At 53.1% G+C, this 22,293-nt stretch carries 19 protein-coding genes and 1 pseudogene; 11 read left to right on the top strand and 9 right to left on the bottom strand.

What is annotated here, in order from left to right:
• Window positions 1-64: 64 nt before the first annotated feature.
• The 4 genes from TR2A62_RS19395 to TR2A62_RS11930 form a co-directional block, all read right to left on the bottom strand.
• Complete coding sequence (locus TR2A62_RS19395) at window positions 65-187, bottom strand: hypothetical protein (protein ID WP_009157580.1); 123 nt, start codon at window positions 185-187, stop codon at window positions 65-67.
• A 138-nt stretch (window positions 188-325) separates the two neighbouring features.
• The gene (locus tag TR2A62_RS11940) at window positions 326-724 is read right to left on the bottom strand and encodes a (deoxy)nucleoside triphosphate pyrophosphohydrolase (protein ID WP_009158648.1); all 399 of its coding nucleotides are present in this window, start codon (window positions 722-724) and stop codon (window positions 326-328) included.
• Window positions 725-733: 9 nt separating this feature from the next.
• Window positions 734-1,948 (bottom strand): bifunctional glutamate N-acetyltransferase/amino-acid acetyltransferase ArgJ, encoded by a 1,215-nt coding sequence (gene argJ / locus TR2A62_RS11935; protein ID WP_009157713.1) that lies wholly within the window; start codon window positions 1,946-1,948, stop codon window positions 734-736.
• A 3-nt stretch (window positions 1,949-1,951) separates the two neighbouring features.
• Window positions 1,952-2,797 (bottom strand): peptidylprolyl isomerase, encoded by an 846-nt coding sequence (locus TR2A62_RS11930; RefSeq protein WP_009158421.1) that lies wholly within the window; start codon window positions 2,795-2,797, stop codon window positions 1,952-1,954.
• 179 nt (window positions 2,798-2,976) lie between these two features.
• Here TR2A62_RS11930 and secA point away from each other — a divergent pair, with 179 nt between their 5' ends.
• From secA to TR2A62_RS11915, 3 genes are all read left to right on the top strand, one after another.
• Entirely contained in the window at window positions 2,977-5,673 is a 2,697-nt protein-coding gene (gene secA / locus TR2A62_RS11925; protein WP_009159143.1) for a preprotein translocase subunit SecA, read from the top strand.
• A gap of 105 nt (window positions 5,674-5,778) precedes the next feature.
• On the top strand, window positions 5,779-6,879 hold the full coding sequence (locus tag TR2A62_RS11920; RefSeq protein WP_009157593.1) for a hypothetical protein: 1,101 nt from the start codon (window positions 5,779-5,781) through the stop codon (window positions 6,877-6,879).
• Window positions 6,880-6,906: 27 nt separating this feature from the next.
• Window positions 6,907-8,472: a substrate-binding domain-containing protein gene (locus tag TR2A62_RS11915; RefSeq protein ID WP_009159167.1), complete on the top strand. Its 1,566-nt coding sequence runs from the start codon at window positions 6,907-6,909 to the stop codon at window positions 8,470-8,472.
• On the opposite strand, the pseudogene radC reads toward TR2A62_RS11915, so the two are convergent.
• The 3 genes and pseudogenes from radC to dnaK form a co-directional block, all read right to left on the bottom strand.
• Window positions 8,464-9,221, bottom strand: a pseudogene (gene radC, locus TR2A62_RS11910) (DNA repair protein RadC). The gene TR2A62_RS11915 and the pseudogene radC overlap by 9 nt on opposite strands.
• A gap of 58 nt (window positions 9,222-9,279) precedes the next feature.
• Window positions 9,280-10,431: a molecular chaperone DnaJ gene (dnaJ, locus tag TR2A62_RS11905; RefSeq protein ID WP_009158102.1), complete on the bottom strand. Its 1,152-nt coding sequence runs from the start codon at window positions 10,429-10,431 to the stop codon at window positions 9,280-9,282.
• A 79-nt stretch (window positions 10,432-10,510) separates the two neighbouring features.
• Window positions 10,511-12,421, bottom strand: coding sequence for a molecular chaperone DnaK (dnaK, locus tag TR2A62_RS11900; RefSeq protein WP_009158896.1), 1,911 nt, complete (start codon window positions 12,419-12,421; stop codon window positions 10,511-10,513).
• 202 nt (window positions 12,422-12,623) lie between these two features.
• Here dnaK and TR2A62_RS11895 point away from each other — a divergent pair, with 202 nt between their 5' ends.
• Window positions 12,624-13,229 carry an alpha-ketoglutarate-dependent dioxygenase AlkB gene (locus TR2A62_RS11895; RefSeq protein ID WP_009158619.1) on the top strand — a complete coding sequence of 202 codons (606 nt, stop codon included), beginning with the start codon at window positions 12,624-12,626 and terminating at the stop codon, window positions 13,227-13,229.
• Here TR2A62_RS11895 and TR2A62_RS11890 read toward each other — a convergent pair.
• Window positions 13,226-13,828 carry a COG3650 family protein gene (locus TR2A62_RS11890; protein WP_009159742.1) on the bottom strand — a complete coding sequence of 201 codons (603 nt, stop codon included), beginning with the start codon at window positions 13,826-13,828 and terminating at the stop codon, window positions 13,226-13,228. The two genes, TR2A62_RS11895 and TR2A62_RS11890, sit on opposite strands and share 4 nt — an antisense overlap.
• Window positions 13,825-14,646 (bottom strand): ABC transporter permease, encoded by an 822-nt coding sequence (locus TR2A62_RS11885; RefSeq protein WP_009160702.1) that lies wholly within the window; start codon window positions 14,644-14,646, stop codon window positions 13,825-13,827. Before TR2A62_RS11885 ends, TR2A62_RS11890 begins: the two co-directional genes overlap by 4 nt.
• Window positions 14,647-14,791: 145 nt before the next feature.
• On the opposite strand from TR2A62_RS11885, the gene cysQ reads away from it, so the two are divergent.
• The 7 genes from cysQ to TR2A62_RS11850 all read left to right on the top strand — a co-directional run bounded on the left by cysQ (window position 14,792) and on the right by TR2A62_RS11850 (window position 22,290).
• Window positions 14,792-15,589, top strand: a complete 798-nt coding sequence (gene cysQ / locus TR2A62_RS11880) for a 3'(2'),5'-bisphosphate nucleotidase CysQ (RefSeq protein ID WP_009159674.1) — start codon at window positions 14,792-14,794, stop codon at window positions 15,587-15,589.
• Complete coding sequence (locus tag TR2A62_RS11875; protein ID WP_009159832.1) at window positions 15,589-16,389, top strand: 3-deoxy-manno-octulosonate cytidylyltransferase; 801 nt, start codon at window positions 15,589-15,591, stop codon at window positions 16,387-16,389. The genes cysQ and TR2A62_RS11875 overlap by 1 nt, the downstream gene beginning before the upstream one ends.
• A gap of 163 nt (window positions 16,390-16,552) precedes the next feature.
• Entirely contained in the window at window positions 16,553-17,446 is an 894-nt protein-coding gene (galU, locus tag TR2A62_RS11870; RefSeq protein WP_009158405.1) for a UTP--glucose-1-phosphate uridylyltransferase GalU, read from the top strand.
• Window positions 17,447-17,456: 10 nt separating this feature from the next.
• Window positions 17,457-18,440: a UDP-glucose 4-epimerase GalE gene (gene galE, locus TR2A62_RS11865; RefSeq protein WP_009157382.1), complete on the top strand. Its 984-nt coding sequence runs from the start codon at window positions 17,457-17,459 to the stop codon at window positions 18,438-18,440.
• Between the two features lie 34 nt (window positions 18,441-18,474).
• Window positions 18,475-19,461, top strand: a complete 987-nt coding sequence (locus tag TR2A62_RS11860) for a glycosyltransferase family 2 protein (protein WP_009160926.1) — start codon at window positions 18,475-18,477, stop codon at window positions 19,459-19,461.
• 184 nt (window positions 19,462-19,645) lie between these two features.
• The gene (locus TR2A62_RS11855; RefSeq protein ID WP_190275706.1) at window positions 19,646-20,596 is read left to right on the top strand and encodes a glycosyltransferase family 2 protein; all 951 of its coding nucleotides are present in this window, start codon (window positions 19,646-19,648) and stop codon (window positions 20,594-20,596) included.
• A complete protein-coding gene (locus TR2A62_RS11850; RefSeq protein ID WP_009160580.1) occupies window positions 20,593-22,290 on the top strand; it encodes a beta-1,6-N-acetylglucosaminyltransferase in 1,698 nt (565 codons plus the stop codon). Before TR2A62_RS11855 ends, TR2A62_RS11850 begins: the two co-directional genes overlap by 4 nt.
• Window positions 22,291-22,293: the final 3 nt, after the last annotated feature.

Below are 22,293 nucleotides of genomic sequence, written 5' to 3'. Positions count from 1 at the left end.
TAGAAGTAGAAAAAGGGGGCTGTCAGACGACGGCCCCCTTTTTGTCTAAGAACGAAAAGGTAGTTTAAACAGGCGCACCAGTGAAAATGCGCTCGCCTACGCGGACAACCAGTTTGCCGTTGTCGAGCGTGCGAACCAAAATTCCTTGAACTGAAACGCAGCTGCCCAGTGTGATTGTACGGACCATCGTATACTCCTCCCCAAAAGAGTTCGTGGTTACTGTCCGTTAGGGTGTATTAACTCAATGCAAAATTCTAGTAAAAACTGCCACAATTCTGCCATATTCATGGAAAAATTGGATTTGCGTCGGTTTTATTGGTCGAAACTACAGCAAATCCCGCAGGATCGGTATCAGCGGAACGTCTGCCGCCGGCATCGGGTAATCTCTAAGTTGACTCGCATGAACCCATTTCAACGCCTGATCTTCGCGGGATTGAGGTGTGCCATCCCATTTCCGACAGGCAAAGAGTGGCATCAACAGATGAAAATCATCGTAGCTATGGCTCGCAAAAGTCAAAGGCGCCAAGCAGGATTCCCAAGTGTTGATCCCAAGCTCTTCTTGAAGCTCTCGGATCAGCGCGATCTCTGGCGTCTCTCCTGCCTCGATCTTGCCGCCAGGGAATTCCCAAAGCCCGGCCATGGACTTCCCTTCTGGTCGTTGGGCCAAAAGCACACGACCATCGGGGTCAATAAGGGCAACCGCAGAAACTAGAACCATTTTCATGCCGTCACCTTAGGACCGGTAGTCGGCATTGATTTTGATATAGCCATGCGTCAGATCACAGGTCCAAACGGTCGAGTTGCCACCGCCAATCCCAAGATCAACGCTGATCACCAAATCCGACTGCTTCATGTAGGCCGCCGCTTTTTCTTCTGAGTATTTTGGCGAAACCCATCCTTTTTCTGCAACGAGGATGTCACCAAACCGGATGGTTAGCAGGTCACGATCTGCTTGTGCGCCGGACTTTCCAACTGCCATAACGATGCGGCCCCAGTTGGGATCTTCGCCCGCAACTGCCGTTTTGACTAAGGGCGAGTTGGCAATCGAAAGACCGATCGTTTTGGCCTCGCTATCGGATGCTGCGCCCGAAACCCGCACTTCAACAAACTTGGTTGCGCCCTCGCCGTCGCGCACGACCTGTTGTGCGAGATCTAGCATCACATCGTGAAGCGCGGTTTGAAACCCTAGACTGTTTTCGACATCGACACCGGATGCTCCAGTCGCGGCTATGATCAAGCTGTCCGAGGTCGAAGTGTCGCTATCCACAGTGATACAGTTGAACGTCGTGTTGTTCAGCGCTGACACTTGCGCCTGAAGCGCCTTTTGAGAAATTTTGGCATCGGTAAAAATATAAACCAACATCGTCGCCATGTCCGGCGCGATCATGCCAGATCCTTTGGCGATGCCTGCGATCTGAACGGATTGCCCACCGACCAAAACTGTCTTTCCCGCGCCTTTGGCAAATGTATCCGTTGTCCGGATCGCCTCTGCAGCGTCATTAATCGCCGTATCGGATAGAGCTTTGTTGAGCTCACCCAATTTCTGCGTGATCCGGTCGAACGGCAAAGGCTCACCGATCACACCAGTCGACGCGGTAAACACACGTTGTTCTTCTACACCTGTCGTTGCGGCGACTGCGGTTGTGATCGCTGCAACAGCGTTTGCGCCGTTCTTACCTGTAAAGGCATTAGCATTTCCCGCATTCACCAAGATCGCCGCAGAACCCGCGGATGACTTGCCCAGCTTTGACTGACAATCCAACACGGGTGCCGCGCGGGTGGACGAGCGTGTGAAAACGCCCGCCACAGAGGTTCCGGCATCTAGCACGGCCAACATAACATCGCGCCGCCCCGCATATCGCACACCGGCCTCGACCGCGGCAAAGCGAGCACCACGAATTACAGGAAGATCAGGAAACGCGTTTGGCGCAAGCGGCGAGATGGTCATGTCTTAGGGCTCCAACAGCTCGAGGTTCGTTAGCAATGTGGGATCGATTGATCCTTCGTCTACTTGAGTGATTTCTGCCGCCTCGCGCAACTCTGTAATCTTGTCCTCGATGGCCGATTGCTGCAGCTCAGCTTCCAATTCAGGGCGCAGTGTTTCGATCGCTGGTGCTTCTTTGACGCGGGTTTCGTTCAGCGTGATGATGTGGAAACCGAACTGGGTTTCGACCGGACCGGACAATGTTCCGACCTCCATCTCAACTACTGCCGCTTCAAATGGGGCAACCATCATGCCAGGACCGAACCATCCCAATTGACCCCCGTTTGGACCGGATGGGCCGGTTGATTTCTCAGCCGCCACTTCTGCAAAATCGGCGCCAGCTTCGATTTCGGCCTGCACAGCCACTGCCTCTTCGAGTGTTTCAACCAGAATATGTGATGCGTTGTATTCTGTTTCCGGCTCGGCCCCTGAAAAGCGCGCGTCATAGGCCGCCTGGATCGCCTCTTCTGTGACAGCGTTGCCTGTGAGGTTGGTGATAACTTCGCCGGCACGCAGTGAACGACGCTCATTCTCGAGGCTCAGCATCATCCGGTCCGTCTCGTTCTTGAGGCTCTGACTGAGCAACGTCTGTTGGATCAGCTGATCCAAAATGCCTGAAAACAGGACATCTGGTGGAAATTGTTGGTACTGTTGCGGCAGTTGAGCACGGGTGATGATCATGTGACCGACTGTGATGTCGGTGCCGTTGATTGTGGCTACAACTGTGTCTGCGGTCGTGTCCTGTGCTAAAACAGGCGCCGCGAGCGTAACGACCGAGGCCGCTGAGGCTAAAAACATGGTGAATTTCGACATCTAAGTCATCCTTGAATAGGTCACGCGGGGGCGCAACGTTGACACTGTGTATACGGCCCCTTACATCGCCTAAAGGTCCTTGAAGGGCCGGTCTTGGCCTTTGTTCTAGGCGCGTGTGCCAAGACGGGCAAGCAACCTTCATTTAACAATGACGTCAGACGCTTGAGAGGCAGATTTATATGCTGGGTTTCGGAACACTCACAAAGAAGGTTTTTGGCACGCCCAATGACCGCAAGATCAAATCTGTACGTCCCGTTATTGACAAAATCAACGCGCTCGAACCTGAATTCGAAGCGTTGTCTGATGAGGGCCTCAAAGATAAGACCTTGCAATTGGCCGAACGCGCGATGCGTGGTGAGAACCTTGATGATATCCTACCCGAAGCGTTTGCAAACTGCCGCGAAGCGGCAAAACGTGCGCTGGGCCTGCGTGCGTTCGACACCCAGTTGATGGGTGGCATCTTTTTGCATCAAGGTAATATCTCTGAGCAAAAAACTGGTGAAGGCAAAACACTGACGGCGACCTTTGCAGCATATCTAAATGCGTTGGGCGGCAAGGGCGTACATATCGTTACGGTCAACGACTACCTTGCCAAGCGCGATGCTGAATGGATGAGCAAGGTCTATAGTGCGCTGGGCCTGACCACGGGCGTGGTATATCCACAGCAGCCAGAGGACGAAAAGAAAGAGGCGTATAACGCCGACATTACCTATGCGACGAACAACGAGCTGGGTTTTGACTATCTGCGCGACAACATGAAATCTGAGCTGTCTCAGATGAACCAGCGGGATCATAACTTTGCCATCGTGGACGAGGTCGACTCGATCTTGATTGACGAAGCCCGGACACCGCTGATTATTTCTGGACCAGCGCAGGACCGTTCCGAACTCTATTTGACAATCGACAAAATCATTCCTGAAATTCAGGACGATCATTACGAGCTGGACGAAAAAACGCGCAACGTGAGCTACACGGATGAGGGCAACGAGTGGCTCGAGGAAAACCTCGCCGCACGTGGAATTTTGCCTGAAGGTCAGTCGCTCTATGATCCAGAGAGCACGACAATTGTTCATCACGTGAACCAAGGTCTGCGCGCTCACAAACTATTCACGAAAGACAAAGACTATATCGTACGAGACGGCGACGCCGTTCTCATCGATGAATTCACTGGCCGTATGATGGCAGGACGTCGTTTGTCTGATGGCTTGCATCAGGCGATCGAAGCCAAAGAAGGTCTCAAAATCCAGCCTGAGAACGTGACGCTGGCTTCGGTGACATTCCAGAACTATTTCCGTCTCTACGAAAAACTGGCTGGCATGACCGGTACAGCACTGACCGAAGAAGAAGAATTCCTCGAGATTTATAAACTGGGCGTTGTCGAAGTACCGACTAACCGCCCCGTTGCCCGGGAAGACGAACATGACGCTGTCTACCGGACCGCTGAGGAAAAATTCGCAGGTGTCGTCAAGTCGATCCAAGAAGCAAATGCGAAACAGCAGCCGATTCTCGTAGGTACGACCTCGATCGAAAAATCTGAATTCCTTAGCCACCTTCTTGAGGCGCAAGGGATCACGCACAACGTTCTGAACGCGCGACAGCACGAGCAAGAGGCGCAGATTATTGCGGACGCGGGAAAACTTGGCGCCGTGACAATCGCGACCAATATGGCTGGTCGGGGTACTGACATTCAGTTGGGCGGCAATGTTGAAATGCGCGTCCAAGATGCGTTGGCTGCTGATCCTGAAGCTGATCCAGAGGCGTTGCGTGCACGGATCGAATCTGAGGTCGCTGACGAAAAGGAAAAGGTCAAAGAGGCTGGTGGTCTCTATGTTCTCGCGACTGAGCGTCACGAGAGCCGCCGTATCGATAACCAGTTGCGTGGCCGCTCTGGACGTCAGGGTGACCCAGGCCGTTCGTCATTCTTCCTCTCGCTTGAAGATGACCTCATGCGGATCTTTGGATCCGAGCGTCTAGACGCCGTCCTCTCGAAGCTGGGCATGCAAGAAGGTGAAGCGATCGTCCACCCGTGGGTGAACAAGTCGTTGGAAAAGGCGCAAGCAAAGGTCGAAGGTCGTAACTTTGACATTCGCAAGCAGCTCTTGAAGTTCGATGACGTGATGAACGACCAACGTAAGGTGATCTTTGGTCAGCGTCGCGAGATCATGGAAGCTCAGGACATTGGCGAGATTGCCCAAGACATGCGGTATCAAGTGATCGACGATATGGTCACGCATCACATGCCCGCCAAGAGCTATGCCGACCAATGGAATACCGAAGGCCTATATGCCGAAGTGATTGAGAAACTGGGCGTCGACGTGCCGGTCATGGAATGGGCTGACGAAGAGGGTGTTGACGATGCCGACATTCGCGAACGTCTCGAAGACTCTAGCGACAAGTTCATGGAAGAAAAGTTTGAGACGTTTGGCGCAGAGAACATGCGCAACATCGAAAAGCAGGTACTGCTGCAAACAATTGATCGCAAATGGCGCGAGCATCTGTTGACGCTTGAACACCTGCGGTCCGTTGTTGGTTTCCGTGGGTACGCGCAGCGTGACCCTTTAAACGAATACAAGACTGAGAGCTTCCAGCTCTTTGAAGGTTTGGTCGATGGGCTGCGTGAAGACGTAACTAAGACATTGTCGTCGATCCGCATGCGGACCCCTGAAGAAGAGGCCGCTTTGCTGGAGCAGCTGGCTCAACAGCAGCAGGCAATGCAAGTTGCAGCGGCGCAAGCGAACGCTACACCGCCGACTGGTCAGGCGATTGACGGGTTTGATGAATCTGATCCGACAACATGGGGCAACCCTGGCCGGAACGACAATTGTCCGTGTGGTTCAGGCAAAAAATTCAAGCACTGCCACGGCAAACTGTCCTAAGCGACGCCTTAATTCCGACGTAAAAGTACCTTGGCCAAGTCACCCTTAGGCCAAGGTTCTTGTTAATTGTACCTCTGAAACTAACCAACTGGTGAGGAGGCGACGATGTCCCGATCAAGACAGGTTCTTATGGCTGGCGGAACGTTCTCCGCTGCAATGGCAATTGGCCTTGTGATGCTAAACGGCGATGCGCTGGCTGCAAAGTTCACCTCTGACGAGGTTGCCGAACAGACCGCAAATATTCAGATCGAACAAATCCCTGAATTGGCCCAAGTACAAACAGCAAGTGTACTGAGCGCTCCAACTGGGCAGCAAGATGACGCAGTGGCGTTGGACGGTCCCGTATTAGAGCAACCTCAAATTGAAGAGCAAGCACCAGCCATTCTCGCTGACTTTGCGCCTGTTGAGGTCTCAGAGCCTGTCACAGCCCCTGTACAGCTTGCAGCACTGGACACAGAGGCCCCCATGGCTGACGTTTCAGCAGATGCGGTTGCATCCGTTCCGACAGAAGTTGCACCAACGCTGGCCTGCAATCTCTTGCTAGAGGCAAAAGCGATGCCCGCAGCAATGGTTGATCTGACGCTCGACGCGCCATGTCAGGCAAATGCACGTGCTACAATCCACCACCAAGGCATGATCTTTACCACCGTCACAGACGACGATGGTGGTTTTGAAATTATGGTTCCTGCATTGGCACAAGGCGCAGTTTTCATTGTCGCCTTTGATGATGGTGAGGGCGCTATGGCAAACACCGAAGTGCCAGATTTGGCTCGCTATGACCGCGCTGTTTTGCAGTGGCAGGGTGACATCGATGTAGCATTGCATGCGTTCGAGCGTGGTGCGCATTTTGGTGGTCCGGGCCATGTTTGGATGAATGCCGCCGGATCGATGGAAGGTGTCGTGCGTGGAGAGGGCGGGTACATCATGCGTCTTGGCTTTGAAAACACAACGAACCCTTTCATGGCCGAGGTTTATACTTTTCCGACTGCGACCGTTTCAAACGAAGTTACAGTCGAACTGAGCGTTGAAGCAGAAATTACGGCCTCGAACTGTGGTCGTGATGTAGCGGCTCAATCGCTGCAAGTGCCGTCGGAAGAAGGCATTGAAACGCTCGATCTAGAGATGACAATGCCGGATTGCGATGCAGTTGGTGACTACATTGTTTTAAATAACATGTTGCAGGACCTGACGCTCGCTGCAAAATAGGGACAGTCGCTTAACGAGGTCAGTCCTATGCTACGCAAATGTGCGGCGGTCATCGCCGCACTTTTCATGTCGAATGTTCCAATATGGGCTGATCCTGTCACGCTAGTGGCAAACGGAGGCGGCCTAACGGTCATGGGCGATGTCCTGGGATACGACGGTAAATTTATCCGCGTGGACACGGAATTTGGCGAACTCACTCTCGATTTTGAAGAGGTGACTTGCACCGGAGATGATTGCCCTGATCCTGATCAATTTGTTCCAGCGCTATCTTTTGCAGGTGCGCATCGAATTGGTGATCTGCTGCTTCCATCCCTCGTCGAGGCCTACGCCCGACAATCTGGATTGTCGTTTCTTCGAACTGAAAGCGGCGCCTCACAGTTTTCCTATGTTCTAGCTGATGCCGTTACAGAGCAGGAAAAACTACGGCTCACGTTTCGGCTGTCCAATACTGATGAAGGTTTTGCAGATCTTCTCGCGAATGAAGCTGATGTGGTTATGGCGGTACGCGAAGTGCGTCCCACGGAACGCAATCTAGCGCGCGATATTGGATTGGGCGATTTGACCGATACGGGGCGCAGCAGAATTGTTGCGCTGGACGGCTTGGTGCCGATCGTATCTCCAGGTCAAACGGTGAAATCCATAGCGCTGGCAGATTTAGACCGCGCGTTTTCTGGCGAAATTTCAAACTGGTCTGAGCTGGGTGGGCGCGATGCGCCGATCAATCTATATCTACGTGATGTGAATTCGGGACTGGCCCAAGGATTCGAGGATCGCGTCCTAGGACCCAGCGATGCATCCCTCTCATCAGGGGCAATAAGGCTCGACAACGACCAAGCGTTGTCCGACGCAGTCTTTTCTGATTCAAACGCGCTGGGCGTCACTGCATTCGAAAGCATTGGTGACGCTGAACCGTTGGGGCTGACTGGACCTTGTGGGTTAACGGTAACAGCAGATCGCACGCGGCTTCGGACCGAAGACTATCCGTTGACGATACCTTTGTTCCTTTATTTGCCGCAGCGGCGGCTGCCTGACGCGGCAATGGCGTTTCTGAATTATGTCAGGTCTCCTGAGGCGCAGCGCGTTGTCCGAAGAGCTGGGTTTGTCGATCAAGCTGGTGTTCCAACTGCGATCAAAGGGCAGGGCGACCGACTGGCCACCGCAATTTTGAACGCGGGTGAAGAGGTCCCATTGACCGAGCTGCAACGTATGATGCGGGTTCTTGGCAAACTAGAGCGTCTTTCAATGACTTTTCGGTTCGAAGTGGGGTCAACGCGTTTGGATGCCCAGTCGCGGTCCAATGCGGCCCGCATGGCGCGTGATTTACGCGCAGGCGTGCACCGCGACCAGCGTCTAATTTTTGTAGGTTTTTCGGATGCTCGCGGCCCTGCGTCGGAAAATCGCAAACTTTCGAGCGCTCGGGCCGAGGCTGTTCAGCGTCGTGTGAATGTGGCGTTGGGTGAGACAGAGCTATCAGACTTCACACTTGAGACCGAGGCGTTTGGCGAGGCGCTACCTATGGCGTGTGATGACACAGAATGGGGGCGTCAGGTTAATCGTCGTGTCGAAGTCTGGGTTGGACCAAGGTTAGAGTAGTCCCTCTGATTTGAAGCTCAGTTCGCGGGACTTACTAATGATCAGGTGATCATGCAGTGTTACGTCTAATGCGCGTGCAGCTTGATCAATTTGCACGGTCATTGAGATGTCTGATTCAGACGGTGTCGGATCGCCAGATGGATGGTTGTGAACAAGAATCAATGCAGAAGCGTTCAACTCGAGCGCCCGCTTGACCACTTCACGTGGATAGACGGGTACATGAACTACCGTGCCTTTGGCCAGTTGTTCGTCGGCGATGAGAGTGTTCTTTCGGTCAAGATATAGTATCCGAAATTGCTCGGTTTGTCGGTGAGACATGACGGTATGACAATAGTCCAGAACGGCATCCCAGCTGCTGATGACATGGCGTTGGATGACTTTGGCGCGGGCCAATCGGTGTGATGCTGCCTCAACAATCTTTAGTTCAGCAATGACCGCGTCGCCAACGCCGTTGATGTCGCGCAGGCGGGCTGTTTCGGCAGACAGCACTCGATTGAAATCACCAAAGGCGTCGATCAATTGACGTGCGAGAGGTTTGACATCCCGTCGAGGGATTGCGCTCATAGTATGAGCTTGAGCATTTCGTAATCGGGAATTGCATCTGCACCACCCTGCAGAAACCGGACTCGCAGTCGAGCCCGATGATCACGTAGGTAAGAGGGCGCACCTGCATCTGCAGGCGTGATCTGCACCTCGTCCGTATCGAACAACGGCATGTGAGTTTTTGAGAAAGCGTTCTGCATTTTCATACAAACACCCTCGCTTCAAATCGGTTATTTTTTAGTTAACGAATCCGAACCGGACCAATCAGCCCTTCATTTTGTCCCAAAAGCTTTTGACCGAATTAAAGAAAGTGGACCCCTCAGGGTTGTTCTCTTCGCTCAGCTTTTCAAACTCGCGCAGCAGTTCTTTCTGCTTGGATGTCAGGTTCACTGGTGTCTCAACGGCCATCTCGATGAACATGTCGCCTGTACCGGCACCACGCAGCGCAGGCATGCCTTTGGCCCTTAGACGCATCTGACGACCAGACTGGCTACCGGCTGGGATTTTGACGCGGCTACGACCACCATCAATCGTCGGCACTTCGATGTCGCCCCCCATTGCGGCGTTGGTCATTGAGACAGGCACACGGCAGAACAGGTGGTTGCCTTCTCGCTGGAACAACTCGTGTTCGTCTACTTCGACAAAGATGTAGAGATCGCCAGTTGGACCTCCGCGCATGCCAGCCTCGCCTTCACCAGCAAGCCGGATCCGTGTACCGGTTTCAACACCGGCGGGAATGTTAACATTCAGTGCGCGTTCTTTTTCAACACGGCCCTGACCATGACAGACGTTGCAAGGGTTTTGGATCGTTTGACCCATTCCATTGCAGGTTGGGCAGGTGCGTTCGACAGTAAAGAAACCTTGCTGCGCGCGAACTTTGCCCATGCCAGAGCAAGTCGGGCAGGTCGCAGGTTCCGAGTTACCCTCGGCGCCATTGCCATCACATGATGAACACGTCACGGCAGTCGGAATATTGACGGTCTTTTGCAGACCCGAGAAGGCGTCTTCTAGAGTGATCCGCAGGTTATAGCGCAGGTCGGATCCGCGTGCGGCACGGCCACGTCCACCGCCGCCGCGTTGGCCGCCCATAAAGTCGCCAAATAGATCATCAAAGACATCGGAAAACGCAGACGCAAAATCGCCTTGGCCAGAAAATCCACCGCCACCAGGTCGCCCGCCACCCATGCCACCCTCGAAAGCGGCGTGGCCATAGCGATCATATGCGGCCTTTTTGTCGGCGTCTTTGAGCACTTCGTAGGCTTCGCCAGCTTCTTTGAACTGAGCTTCTGAATTGGGGTTGTCGGTGTTGCGATCGGGGTGCAGCTCCTTCGCTTTGGTGCGATAGGCTTTTTTGATCTCGTCCGCAGACGCACCTTTGGCGATGCCAAGCGTTTCGTAGTAGTCGCGTTTTGCCATAGTCTCTTTCCTCTCCTGGAAAGCGAAAACCGGCCCGGTATCTCGGGCCGGCTTTCAAAGGATCAGCAACAGGTCGGGTTTAACCGCGCTTGTCGTCGTCAAGGTCTTCGAAATCGGCGTCGACAATGTCTTCGTCTACACCATCAGTACCCGCGTCAGGCGCTTCACCAGCGGCTTCTTCTTGGGACGACTTGTAGATCGCTTCACCCAGCTTCATCGCGCTTTCGGTCACGTTCTGAATACCGGCTTTGATCTTGCCAGCGTCTTCGGTCTCGAGCTCGTCCTTGAGTGCTGCAATCGCAAGCTCAATCGCCTCAACAGTTGTTGGGTCGACTTTGTCGCTGTGCTCTTCAACCGATTTCTCAGTCGAGTGGATCAGGCTCTCGGCTTGGTTTTTGGCATCGACCAGCTCGCGGCGTTCCTTGTCCGCCTCGGCGTTGTCCTCGGCATCCTTTACCATTTGTTCGATGTCATCATCGGACAGGCCACCAGACGCTTGGATCGTGATCTTCTGCTCTTTACCAGTGCCCTTGTCCGCCGCACCGACCGACACGATACCGTTGGCGTCGATGTCAAATGTGACTTCGATCTGTGGCAGGCCACGTGGCGCAGGTGGGATGTTTTCAAGGTTGAACTGACCAAGGATTTTGTTGTCTGCGGCCATCTCACGCTCACCCTGGAACACACGAATGGTTACGGCGTTCTGGTTATCCTCGGCAGTCGAGAAGATTTGCGACTTCTTGGTTGGAATCGTTGTGTTGCGATCGATCAAACGAGTGAACACGCCACCCAATGTTTCGATACCCAGCGACAACGGTGTCACATCCAAAAGAACCACGTCTTTGACATCGCCCTGAAGAACACCGGCCTGAATGGCGGCGCCCATAGCAACGACTTCGTCAGGGTTCACACCTTTGTTTGGCTCTTTGCCAAAGAATTTGGTCACTTCTTCGATGACGCGTGGCATGCGGGTCATACCACCAACGAGAACAACCTCATCAATATCGCCGACCGAAAGGCCCGCGTCTTTCAACGCAGCTTGGCATGGCTTGATAGACGCCTTGATCAGATCACCAACGAGGCTCTCGAGCTTAGCACGGGTCAGTTTGACCACGAGGTGCAGCGGAGTGCCGGATGTTGGGTCCATCGAGATGAACGGCTGGTTGATTTCTGTCTGGCTGGCCGATGACAATTCGATCTTGGCCTTTTCAGCAGCTTCCTTGAGACGCTGCAGTGCCATCTTGTCTTTGGTCAGGTCGGTGCCGTTCTCTTTTTTGAACTCTTCAGCGAGGTAGTTGACGATGCGCATGTCAAAGTCTTCACCACCGAGGAAGGTGTCACCGTTTGTCGATTTTACCTCGAACAGGCCATCGTCAATTTCGAGAATGGTCACGTCGAATGTACCACCGCCAAGGTCATAGACCGCGATGGTTTGTGTTTCTTTCTTGTCGAGACCGTAAGCCAACGCAGCTGCTGTTGGCTCGTTGATGATGCGCAGTACTTCGAGACCGGCAATTTTGCCAGCGTCTTTGGTGGCCTGACGCTGGGCGTCGTTGAAATACGCAGGAACGGTGATAACCGCCTGTGTGACGTCCTCACCGAGATAGCTCTCGGCGGTCTCTTTCATCTTTTGCAGAATGAATGCAGAAATCTGGCTGGGCGAATATTTCTCGCCTTTGGCCTCGACCCATGCGTCACCGTTGCTGCCGTTCACAACGTCGAACGGCAGGTTCTTTTTGTCTTTGGCCAGATGCTCGTCATCAAAACGACGACCGATCAGGCGCTTTACGCCGAAAATCGTGTTGTCTGGGTTTGTGACGGCCTGACGTTTGGCAGGCTGGCCGACGAGGCGCTCGTCATCTGTAAATGCAACGATCGAAGGTGTCGTACGCGCGCCTTCAGCGTTTTCAATAACGCGAGGCTGCGAGCCGTCCATGATCGCAATACAAGAGTTTGTCGTTCCGAGGTCGATACCAATAACTTTGGCCATGTTTCATATCCCTTTATCTTCAGGCGATGTGAGCGGTGCGGACCCTAGATTCCGGCATCCACACCAACCGGAGTGGTGCAAGCTCACGCTGCATCTGGGCGTATATAAGGAGCCATATATGGCGCTGCAACCGCTCGGAGGGTAGTTTTTTGCTGATTATCCGGCCAAGCTGCGCTGTATCCCTGCGAATAAGGAAATAACTGTGTCCGAGGCACTAAATCTGCGAGGCGTTCAGGTGTTTCCTGGTTTTCTGGACCGCGCGGCGCAGCAAGAAATTGTTAACGATATCCGAGAGGTGACTCATGTTGCCCCATTGGTACGGCCCGTCACGTCAGGAGGCAAAGCGATGAGCGTCCGGATGACAGCGGCAGGTCAATTCGGTTGGAGTTCGAGCGTGAGCGGCTATCAATACGCGCCGCGCCATCCAAACGGTACGAATTGGCCTGACATCCCCGAATCCGTCCTGCGAATTTGGGCTCAAATGGCGCCAAATGCGCGTATGCCTGAATGTTGTTTGGTGAATTGGTATGATCCAGACGCGCGGATGGGAATGCATCAAGATCGGGACGAAACAGATTTCGCGCAGCCCGTTGTTTCAATCTCGCTGGGGGATGATGGGTTGTTTCGTGTCGGTAGCGTTGAACGTGGTGGTCAAACAGCAAGCCTTTGGCTCAGGTCAGGTGATGTTGCGGTGATGGGCGGTGATGCGAGGCTGGTTCATCATGGCGTTGACCGGATCAAAGCAGGGACCTCGACGATCTTAGCCAATCCTGGTCGGATCAACCTGACGCTACGAGTGGTGACCTAGCGGCCGTCCATCGTGCAGCACCCCGAATACACAGCGCCGCCATTGACCGTTTCGCGAAACATCATATTGCGGAAGCCATAAGCACGATCAGACATGCCGTCGCTGCATAGCCCTCTTTTAATGATCAAGCTGTACGAGGTCAGATTGGTCCCGAGAGACGCAAAGTAGTCACCCGGTCTCGCCGCACTCTCAAAGTCGACCTCGATTCCCAGCTTAGTCAGTTCAGGAGTGCGGTATTCATTGCCGCGCTGGCCCAAGGTTAAGCTCCAAAAAGGCTCGGTACCAAAGCAGGTCATCGGACAAGGAATTTGCTCGGGGTCCTGATCCAAAGCTGGTGCAAGGTAGCGCATTGAGACCCAGCCGTTGCGTTCGCCAGCCCCAATCTTGCCCCAACGCCGATTGTCAGAGAGTTGAAGCACTTCGATATTGATTTCAAACGGGGCCAGTTCGTCGATAACGTTGGACGTTGCATCGGGCATTTGACGCACGTTCAACGTGTCATCGGAACGAACGTCGGTGACATTATAGAGCGCAGGAAAGCTCTGAGCATTCGCGAGCCCAGCGCAGAAGCAGAAAATAATGGAGAATAGAATTTTCATCTCGCGGATTCCCAACTGACAGATGCATTCTGTCGTGTATAAAATTCACCCATCAAACCTAGGATCACCAGCGTCAGGCTGACAATCACAGGATATGATACGCTGCTCACGTCTGTGTTGTAGTTAATGAACGTGAAATCACGTGCTTGGTCGATGCAGTGGAACAGAGGGTTCCAATCAAAGAAAGCAAGCAGGTAAGCGGGCATGGTATTGGCGACAAACATCTTGCCAGACGCGATCATGTTGGCGCGAGCATAGATGGACGATGCAATTTGTACAAATTCCGGAAACCAAGGCTTGAGTGCGAGGAAGATCATTCCAACCGATACGCCCGTAAACCAAGCAAGCAGCAACATACCCATAGCACCGGCTGGATCTTCGATTGTGATGGGCTGCATTATGATGTGGTAGAGAAACAGGATCGTCACGATGGACAGGATTTGGATGTAGAGCGATCCAAGAGCTGCCGCGCAAAGTGAGATGATCGAATTCATAGGCGCGTGTTTCATCATCGCTGATGCGGGACCTTCAGCTTTGACAACAGCTCCCATCGCCTTGGTGTGTGTCAGGAACAGAAAGATGCCTGACATGATGTACAGCAGGAAATCACCCCGAATGGCGGACCCCCGCAACCCAAGCACCGAAAACATGAAGTAAAAGGCGATCACAAACACAACGGTCTGCATGATATTCATGATGAGACCAATCAAGGCGTTGCTGTGGTCTTTGCGCACATCCCGAACGATCGAATGATAAATCAAATCGAGCATCGAAAATGCGGAGCGCGTCCGCGTGCGTTTCACGTCATTGATAAACACGTTCTACCTGCTTTCTGGATCTGGCTGGCTCTTGATGGCACGAAATTCTTGCTGATCCTTTAGCGTCAGATGATAAGGGGGCAGTGTAATTTTATCAATATGTGTGACAGGTCGCGTTGGTCGGGTCACACACAGGAGCAGTACAGTGGACTTTCAAGCGTTAACACAAGTCATGCGAACCCTTTCTCTAGAGGCTGGGGACAAGATCATGGAAATCTATGAGGCCGATGATTTTGACGTCAAAGTCAAATCAGACGACAGCCCAGTGACTGCTGCTGACGAAGCTGCTGATGCCATCATTTCTGCGGGTCTTCGCGCTGCATTTCCTGATGTGCTCCTCGTGACCGAAGAGCAGGCTGATAGCCACTTAGAGCAGGCCGGCACTTTTCTGATTGTCGATCCGCTCGATGGAACCAAAGAGTTTATTCATCGCCGCGGCGATTTTACCGTCAATATCGCCTATGTCGTCGACGGTGTTCCAATCCGTGGCGTTGTGTATGCTCCGGCCAAGAACCGATTGTTCTATACTGATGCGGATGGCCATTCGATGGAAGAGAGCGGTCCTTTTGACAAGACAGCGATCGGTTCGGTTCGCGCGATCCAAGTCTCAAAGCCTGACAATGACGCACTCATGGTTGTTGCCTCAAAATCTCACCGCGACCAAGCCACGGACGACTATATCAATAAATACAATGTCCAAGACATGAAGAGCGCCGGTTCCAGCCTCAAGTTCTGTCTGATCGCAACTGGCGAAGCGGATATCTACCCGCGCGTTGGGCGCACAATGGAATGGGACACAGCTGCCGGACATGCCGTTCTCAATGGTGCAGGTGGCGCCGTGATCCGTTACGAAGACCATGCACCATTTCTCTATGGCAAAGACGGATACGCGAATTCGTTCTTTATTGCCTACGCACCTGGTGTTGATCTGAAACTGCCCTGATGTCAGTTCTCATTGTCATACCCGCGCGATTTGCCTCGACCCGTTACCCCGGCAAACCTCTTGTTGAATTGAGAGGTGCCAGCGGCGAAGCCAAAAGCTTGATCCGGAGATCTTGGGATGCTGCGCAGCAAGTCAGCGGCATCGACCGTGTAGTTGTTGCTACGGATGACGTTCGCATCCAATCGGCGTGCGAGGCATTTGGCGCCGAGGTTGTTATGACCTCCGAGGCTTGCGTCAACGGAACCGAACGTTGCGCAGAAGCACATGAGGCGCTGGGCGGTAGCTATGAGATCGTCGTAAATTTGCAAGGCGACGCCCCTTTGACCCCAGCGTGGTTCATCGAGGATCTTGTCGCGGGTTTGCGGGCGAGCGAAAAATCCGAAGTTGCTACGCCAGTTCTACGGACGGATGGTCGTGCTCTGAACGGTTTCTTAGATGACCGTCGCGCGGGGCGTGTTGGGGGCACAACGGCAGTCTTTGGAGCCACCAAGAACGCGCTCTTCTTCTCAAAGGAAGTTATTCCGTTCACAGGCGCAGACTTTGCCGATGATGATGAAACGCCCGTGTTTCACCATGTCGGTGTCTATGCTTATCGGCCAGAGGCTCTTGCGGCTTACCCGTCTTGGGATATTGGACCTCTCGAAACTCTTGAAGGCCTTGAACAGCTACGATTTCTCGAGCGGGATCGCAGCGTTCTATGTGTCGAGGTTGACGCCAAAGGCCGCCAGTTTTGGGAGTTAAACAACCCCCAAGATGTCCCCAAACTTGAGGTGATGATGGCGGAAATGGGCCTCGAATAACCGCTCACATTTTTTTAAGGTGTAGGTGCTTAGTGTGCCATAATTCAGCTATCTTTCTCGGTTAATCACGGGAAACGGCGCTTGTGATGATGTAAACTCATGATACCATTTTTGCTAAACGGCTAGAAAGACCGTGTGTTGTGTATTGAGATCGGGACTACAAATGAAAAAGAGAGTAACAAAAGCAATCTTTCCTGTTGCTGGACTGGGAACTCGTTTTCTGCCAGCAACTAAGTCTGTCCCAAAGGAAATCATGACGCTGGTCGACCGACCGTTGATCCAATACGCGATTGACGAGGCACGCGCCGCCGGCATCAAGGAATTCATTTTTGTTACGTCGCGGGGCAAGGGTGCTCTCGAAGACTACTTTGATCACGCCCCCCAGTTAGAACAAGAGCTGCGGAAAAAGGGCAAAGATCAACTGCTACAAACGCTCAAAGATACCAACATGGACAGTGGGGCGATTGCTTATATTCGCCAGCACAAGGCTATGGGGTTGGGTCACGCCGTTTGGTGTGCTCGTCGTTTGGTCGGGAACGAGCCTTTTGCAGTTATCTTGCCGGATGACGTCATTGCAGCCGAAAAACCGTGTCTGCAGCAGATGGTCGAAGCGCACGAAGAAACGGGTGGCTGTATGGTTGCTGCGATGGAAGTGCCTCACGACAAAGCTTCGGCCTATGGTGTACTCGACATCAAAGAAGACATGGGCAACATGGTCTCAGTCAAAGGGATGGTTGAAAAACCGCCTGCAGACCAAGCACCGTCGAACCTGGCTGTGATTGGCCGCTATATTTTGACACCGAAAATTATGCAGAACCTCAACCAGATCAAAGCAGGTTCTGGTGGCGAGGTGCAGCTGACCGATGCGATTGCTCAAGAGATCGAGCATGAACGCGAAGTGTTCGGATATCGGTTCCGTGGCCAGCGGTTTGACTGCGGCTCTAAGGCTGGCTTCTTGCAAGCAACCGTTTCGTTTGGTCTTGCTCGCGAAGAGCTGCGCGATGAGTTTGGCCAATACCTTGACGAAATGGTGTCGATGCGCGCCGCTGTGGAATAGAGTAAACCCAATGACAAACATCCTTGTAACCGGTGGTGCAGGCTATATCGGTTCTCATGCATGCAAGGCGCTTGCTGCAGCTGGCTATACCCCCATCACATTTGATAATTTGGTAACTGGCTGGCAGGACGCGGTAAAGTTTGGCCCGTTCGAGCAAGGTGATCTTTTGGATCGCGCTGCGCTGGATCAGGTGTTCGCCGCCTATCAACCCGAGGCCGTTATGCACTTTGCTGCCCTTTCCCAAGTGGGCGAAAGCATGGTGCATCCAGGCAAATACTGGCGTAACAATGTCGTCGGTTCTTTGACCTTGATCGAAGCTGCCGTTGCTGCGGGCTGTAATCGGTTTGTCTTTAGCTCAACATGCGCGACCTATGGGGATCAGGACAACGTACTGCTTGACGAAAATTGCCCTCAAGATCCGATAAACGCGTATGGCGCGTCCAAACGCGCGATCGAGGACATCCTAGCCAACTATGCTGAGAGCGACGGTCTAGAGAGCGTTATTTTCCGTTATTTCAATGTCGCTGGTGCCGATCCTGACGGTGACGTCGGCGAGTTTCACCAACCGGAAACTCACCTCATCCCTCTTATGCTGGATGCGATTGATGGCAAGCGAGATGCCTTGACGATTTTTGGTACAGATTATGACACGCCAGATGGGACGTGCATCCGCGACTACGTCCATATCTGTGACTTGGTCGATGCGCATGTGCTGGGGATCAAGTGGCTCGAAGAGGGCAAAGGCAATCAGATTTTCAACCTCGGTACGGGAACAGGATTCTCGGTTCGAGAAGTTATCGATGCCTCGGCAAATGTGACCAACCGTGTCGTCCCCGTCGCAGAGGGTGGCCGGCGTCCGGGTGATTGCACCAAGCTGGTATCCGGCAGTGAACGCGCGAGCCGCGATCTCGGGTGGCAACCGTCGCGATCTGATATGAAGACGATGATAGCTGATGCATGGCGCTGGCATCAGTCGGGGCATTACGATCGCTAGTAGACAGCTGTCCCGCGCGGTCCTGGCATACCGCATGCGCTGGAAACGGCGGCGTCTGCTCTATCGGTCATGGCGCAAACGCCGACAGTTGAGCCTTGTCATTGATCGAACAGATCGGATTCACCCAAACGCGATCCTGAGTTTTACGACGTTGCGAAATGAAATCGCCCGTCTTCCCTATTTCTTGGAGCATTACCGCGCGCTGGGCGTCGAGCATTTTATCGTTGTCGATAACGACAGTGATGATGGGTCGGCTGAGTTTCTTGCCCATCAACCTGATGTCTCGGTTTGGCATACGTCGCACAGTTACCGCCTGTCTCGATTCGGTGTCGACTGGTTGACGTCGCTTCAGATGACCTATGCGCATGATCACTGGACCTTGACGGTCGATGTTGATGAACTGTTGATCTATCCAGACTGGGACACGCGAAAGTTGCCGGACTTGACCGCGTGGCTAGATGCGCGACATCAGCCTATGTTGGGTACGATGATGTTGGATATGTATCCTAAGGGTGCTGTTGGTTCTGCCAAATACACCCCCGGAACTGATCCAACCCGTGTCTTGAACTGGTTTGATGCCTACGGGTACTGGGTTCAGCGCCAACCCCGCATGGACAGTCTTTGGCTCCAAGGCGGCGTGCGTTTGCGTTGCTTTTTTCAGTCCGAGCCTGAGCGCGCTCCGACCCTAAACAAGGTGCCGCTCGTCAAATGGAACAAGCGCTATGCCTACGTGAGTTCGGCCCACTCCATGCTGCCGCCGCGGCTCAATCACATTTATGATGAGAACGGTCAGGAAAAGGTCACGGGCGTCTTGCTGCATACCAAGTTTCTGGACCAAATCGTTGCCAAGTCATCTGTGGAAAAGCAGCGGCAAGAACATTTTTCCAATAGTAGTCTCTACGATGCCTATTATGACGCTTTGGCGGACAATCCGATCCTTTGGGATGAGAGCTCGGTCGCCTATCAGAATTGGGAACAACTGGTCGATCTGGGGCTCATGTCGAAGGGCGAATGGGCCTAAACTCCACAGCTAGCGATTATTCAGGATTTGGAAACAGTTTACATCGTAATTTGCAACATTTAGTCCTACAACTACAGGCAGTTAAGACGCTTTGCGAACGGGCAAAGCAAATGAGGTAGTACGTTTGGGTGTGGTTGAATCATACCGGTTGAGGCTGGCGCGCAAGCGCTGGCGACTTCGCGCGATGCGTAAATCGCGCGAGCTCAAAGTGCTGGCCAATCGTACTGATCAAATCAAACGCGGCGATTTGCTGGTCTTTTCGACCCTCCGAAACGAAGATATCCGGCTCCCTTATTTTCTCGAATACTACCGCGATCTTGGTATCAACCACTTCCTGATGGTAGATAACGACAGTGACGATGGTGGTGGCGACTTCTTAGCAAACCAGCCGGACGTTTCTGTCTGGCGGACCAAGGGCAGCTATAAGTCTTCCCGGTTTGGCGTTGATTGGTTGAACTACCTACAAATCAAATATGCGCATGACCATTGGGCGTTGACCGTCGATCCGGATGAGTTTTTTGTTTACCCGTTCTGTGACACACGACCGATGAATGCGTTGACTGATTGGTTAGATGCCTGTTCGATTCGGTCCTTTGGCGCGATGCTTTTGGATATGTACCCCAAGGGCCGACTGGATCAGACGCCCTATTCACGTGGTCAGGATCCGATCGAAATTGCGTCGTGGTTCGACGCTGGAAATTATTCGTACTACCGGAATCACAAGTATCATAACTTGTGGATCCAAGGTGGACCTCGCATGCGCAAGTTCTTTCCACAAGAACCATGGCGCGCGCCCGCATTGAACAAGATCCCTCTGGTCAAATGGCACAAAGATTATGCCTATGTCAGCTCGACACATATGATCCTGCCGCGCGGTTTGAACCTCGTTTATGACGAATGGGGTGGGGAAAAGGCGTCGGGGGTCTTGCTGCATACCAAATTCCTAGACACGCTTTCAGTGAAGGCTGCGGAAGAGCTGGCCCGCAAACAGCACTATGCCGGTAGTCGCGAGTATATCGCCTATGCTGAGACAATTTCGCGCGACCCTGACCTGTGGTGCAAATGGTCTGAGAAATACATCAACTGGCGCCAACTCGAAATCTTGGGCCTTATGTCTAGAGGAAACTGGGCATGAGCGTCGGCATCGTCATGTTGGTTCACAACGCCTTTGATCGGGCCGAAGAGGTTGTGCGTCATTGGCATGGCGCTGGCTGTCCTGTGGTCATCCACGTGGATCGGTCCGTCAAAAAGGCGACGTATTCCAATTTTGTGACGGCCCTCAAAGATCTCAAAAATGTTCGGTTCTGCAAACGTCATCGGTGCGAATGGGGAACGTGGGGTATTACAGCGGCGACCCAATCTGCCTCTGAAATGCTGCTTGCTGATTTTAAGGATGTGCGCCACGCCTACCTTGCATCTGGTTCGTGTCTGCCGTTGCGACCCGTTCAGGAACTGATCGACTATCTTGTCAAACGCCCGCGTACCGACTTTATCGAGAGCGCGACAATCGCGGACGTCCCATGGACGGTTGGCGGTCTCGATCACGAGCGTTTTACTCTGCGGTTCCCATTCTCATGGAAACGTCAGCGGATGCTGTTCGACCGCTACGTCAATTTGCAACGACGGTTCGGCTATCGCCGAAAGATACCGGATGGGATCGTGCCACACATGGGATCACAGTGGTGGTGCCTGACGCGCCAGACGTTGTCGGCGATCCTGTCTGATCCAGATCGGGCGATCTATGATCGCTATTTCCGCAAAGTTTGGATTCCAGATGAGAGCTATTTTCAGACTCTGGTCCGGTTATATTCTCAAAACATCGAAAGCCGGTCACTCACTCTGTCCAAGTTCGACTTTCAGGGTAAGCCGCACATCTTTTATGACGATCACCTGCAATTGCTGCGTCGATCCGACTGCTTTGTTGCCCGCAAGGTTTGGCCACGTGCCGACCGTTTGTATCAGGCGTTCCTCACTGATGCCGAAACTGCGATGCGTAGGACCGAGCCAAACCCTGGTAAAATTGACCGCATTTTTGCCAAAGCTGTTGATCGCCGGACACGTGGTCGACCCGGTTTGATTATGCAGAGCCGGTTCCCACATGATGGCCACGAGAACGGCGTGACTGCTGCACCTTATTCGGTCTTTGAAGGGTTCAGCGACCTATTCGTCGACTTCGAAGAATGGCTGACCAAATCGACAGGTTGCCGCGTCCATGGGCATCTTTTTGGTTCGGAAGGTGTCGAATTTGAAGGTCGTCAATCAAGCTATGCAGGCGCGATCTCTAGCAATATTGCGATGCGTGATCACAACGCCACGCAGTTCTTGATCAACCTGATGTGGAACACCCGTGGCGAACGTCAATGCTTTCAGTTTGGACCGCGCGACAGTCAGTACATCAGTTGGGACATCGCAAAAGATCCCAATGCGCAAATCTCGGTGATTTCTGGCGCATGGGCGGTGCCTCTGTTTCTGTCTAATCGCAATTTTTCTGATCTACGTGCCGACGCGGCATTGCAGCAAAAGATCGAAAGCGAGCATTTGAACGCGCTCCGGTCATCTTATGCTAAGGCGCGGATTCGTATTTGGAGCATGGCTGACTTTATCGAAAACCCGATGGAGCCCTTGCAAACCATTGTGGATGAAATCAGCATCAAAGGCCTTCGCCGTTTGAGCGAAGCGCCAAAGATGATTGATCTCACTGGCTTTGGTCAATTCCTACAGAACCTCAAGAACCAAGGAATGCATCCCTACCTGATGGGAGATTTCCAAGTTGAGGGTGCGCCTACAAATGCCAAGCCCAACCCACGCAAACCCTATTTGGTAAAGTGATCT

This window comes from Thalassobium sp. R2A62 (assembly GCF_000161835.1).
GTDB lineage: Bacteria > Pseudomonadota > Alphaproteobacteria > Rhodobacterales > Rhodobacteraceae > Thalassobium.
Note: the sequence above shows the minus strand (reverse complement) of the source record. Positions and strands in the feature narration are given on the sequence as shown.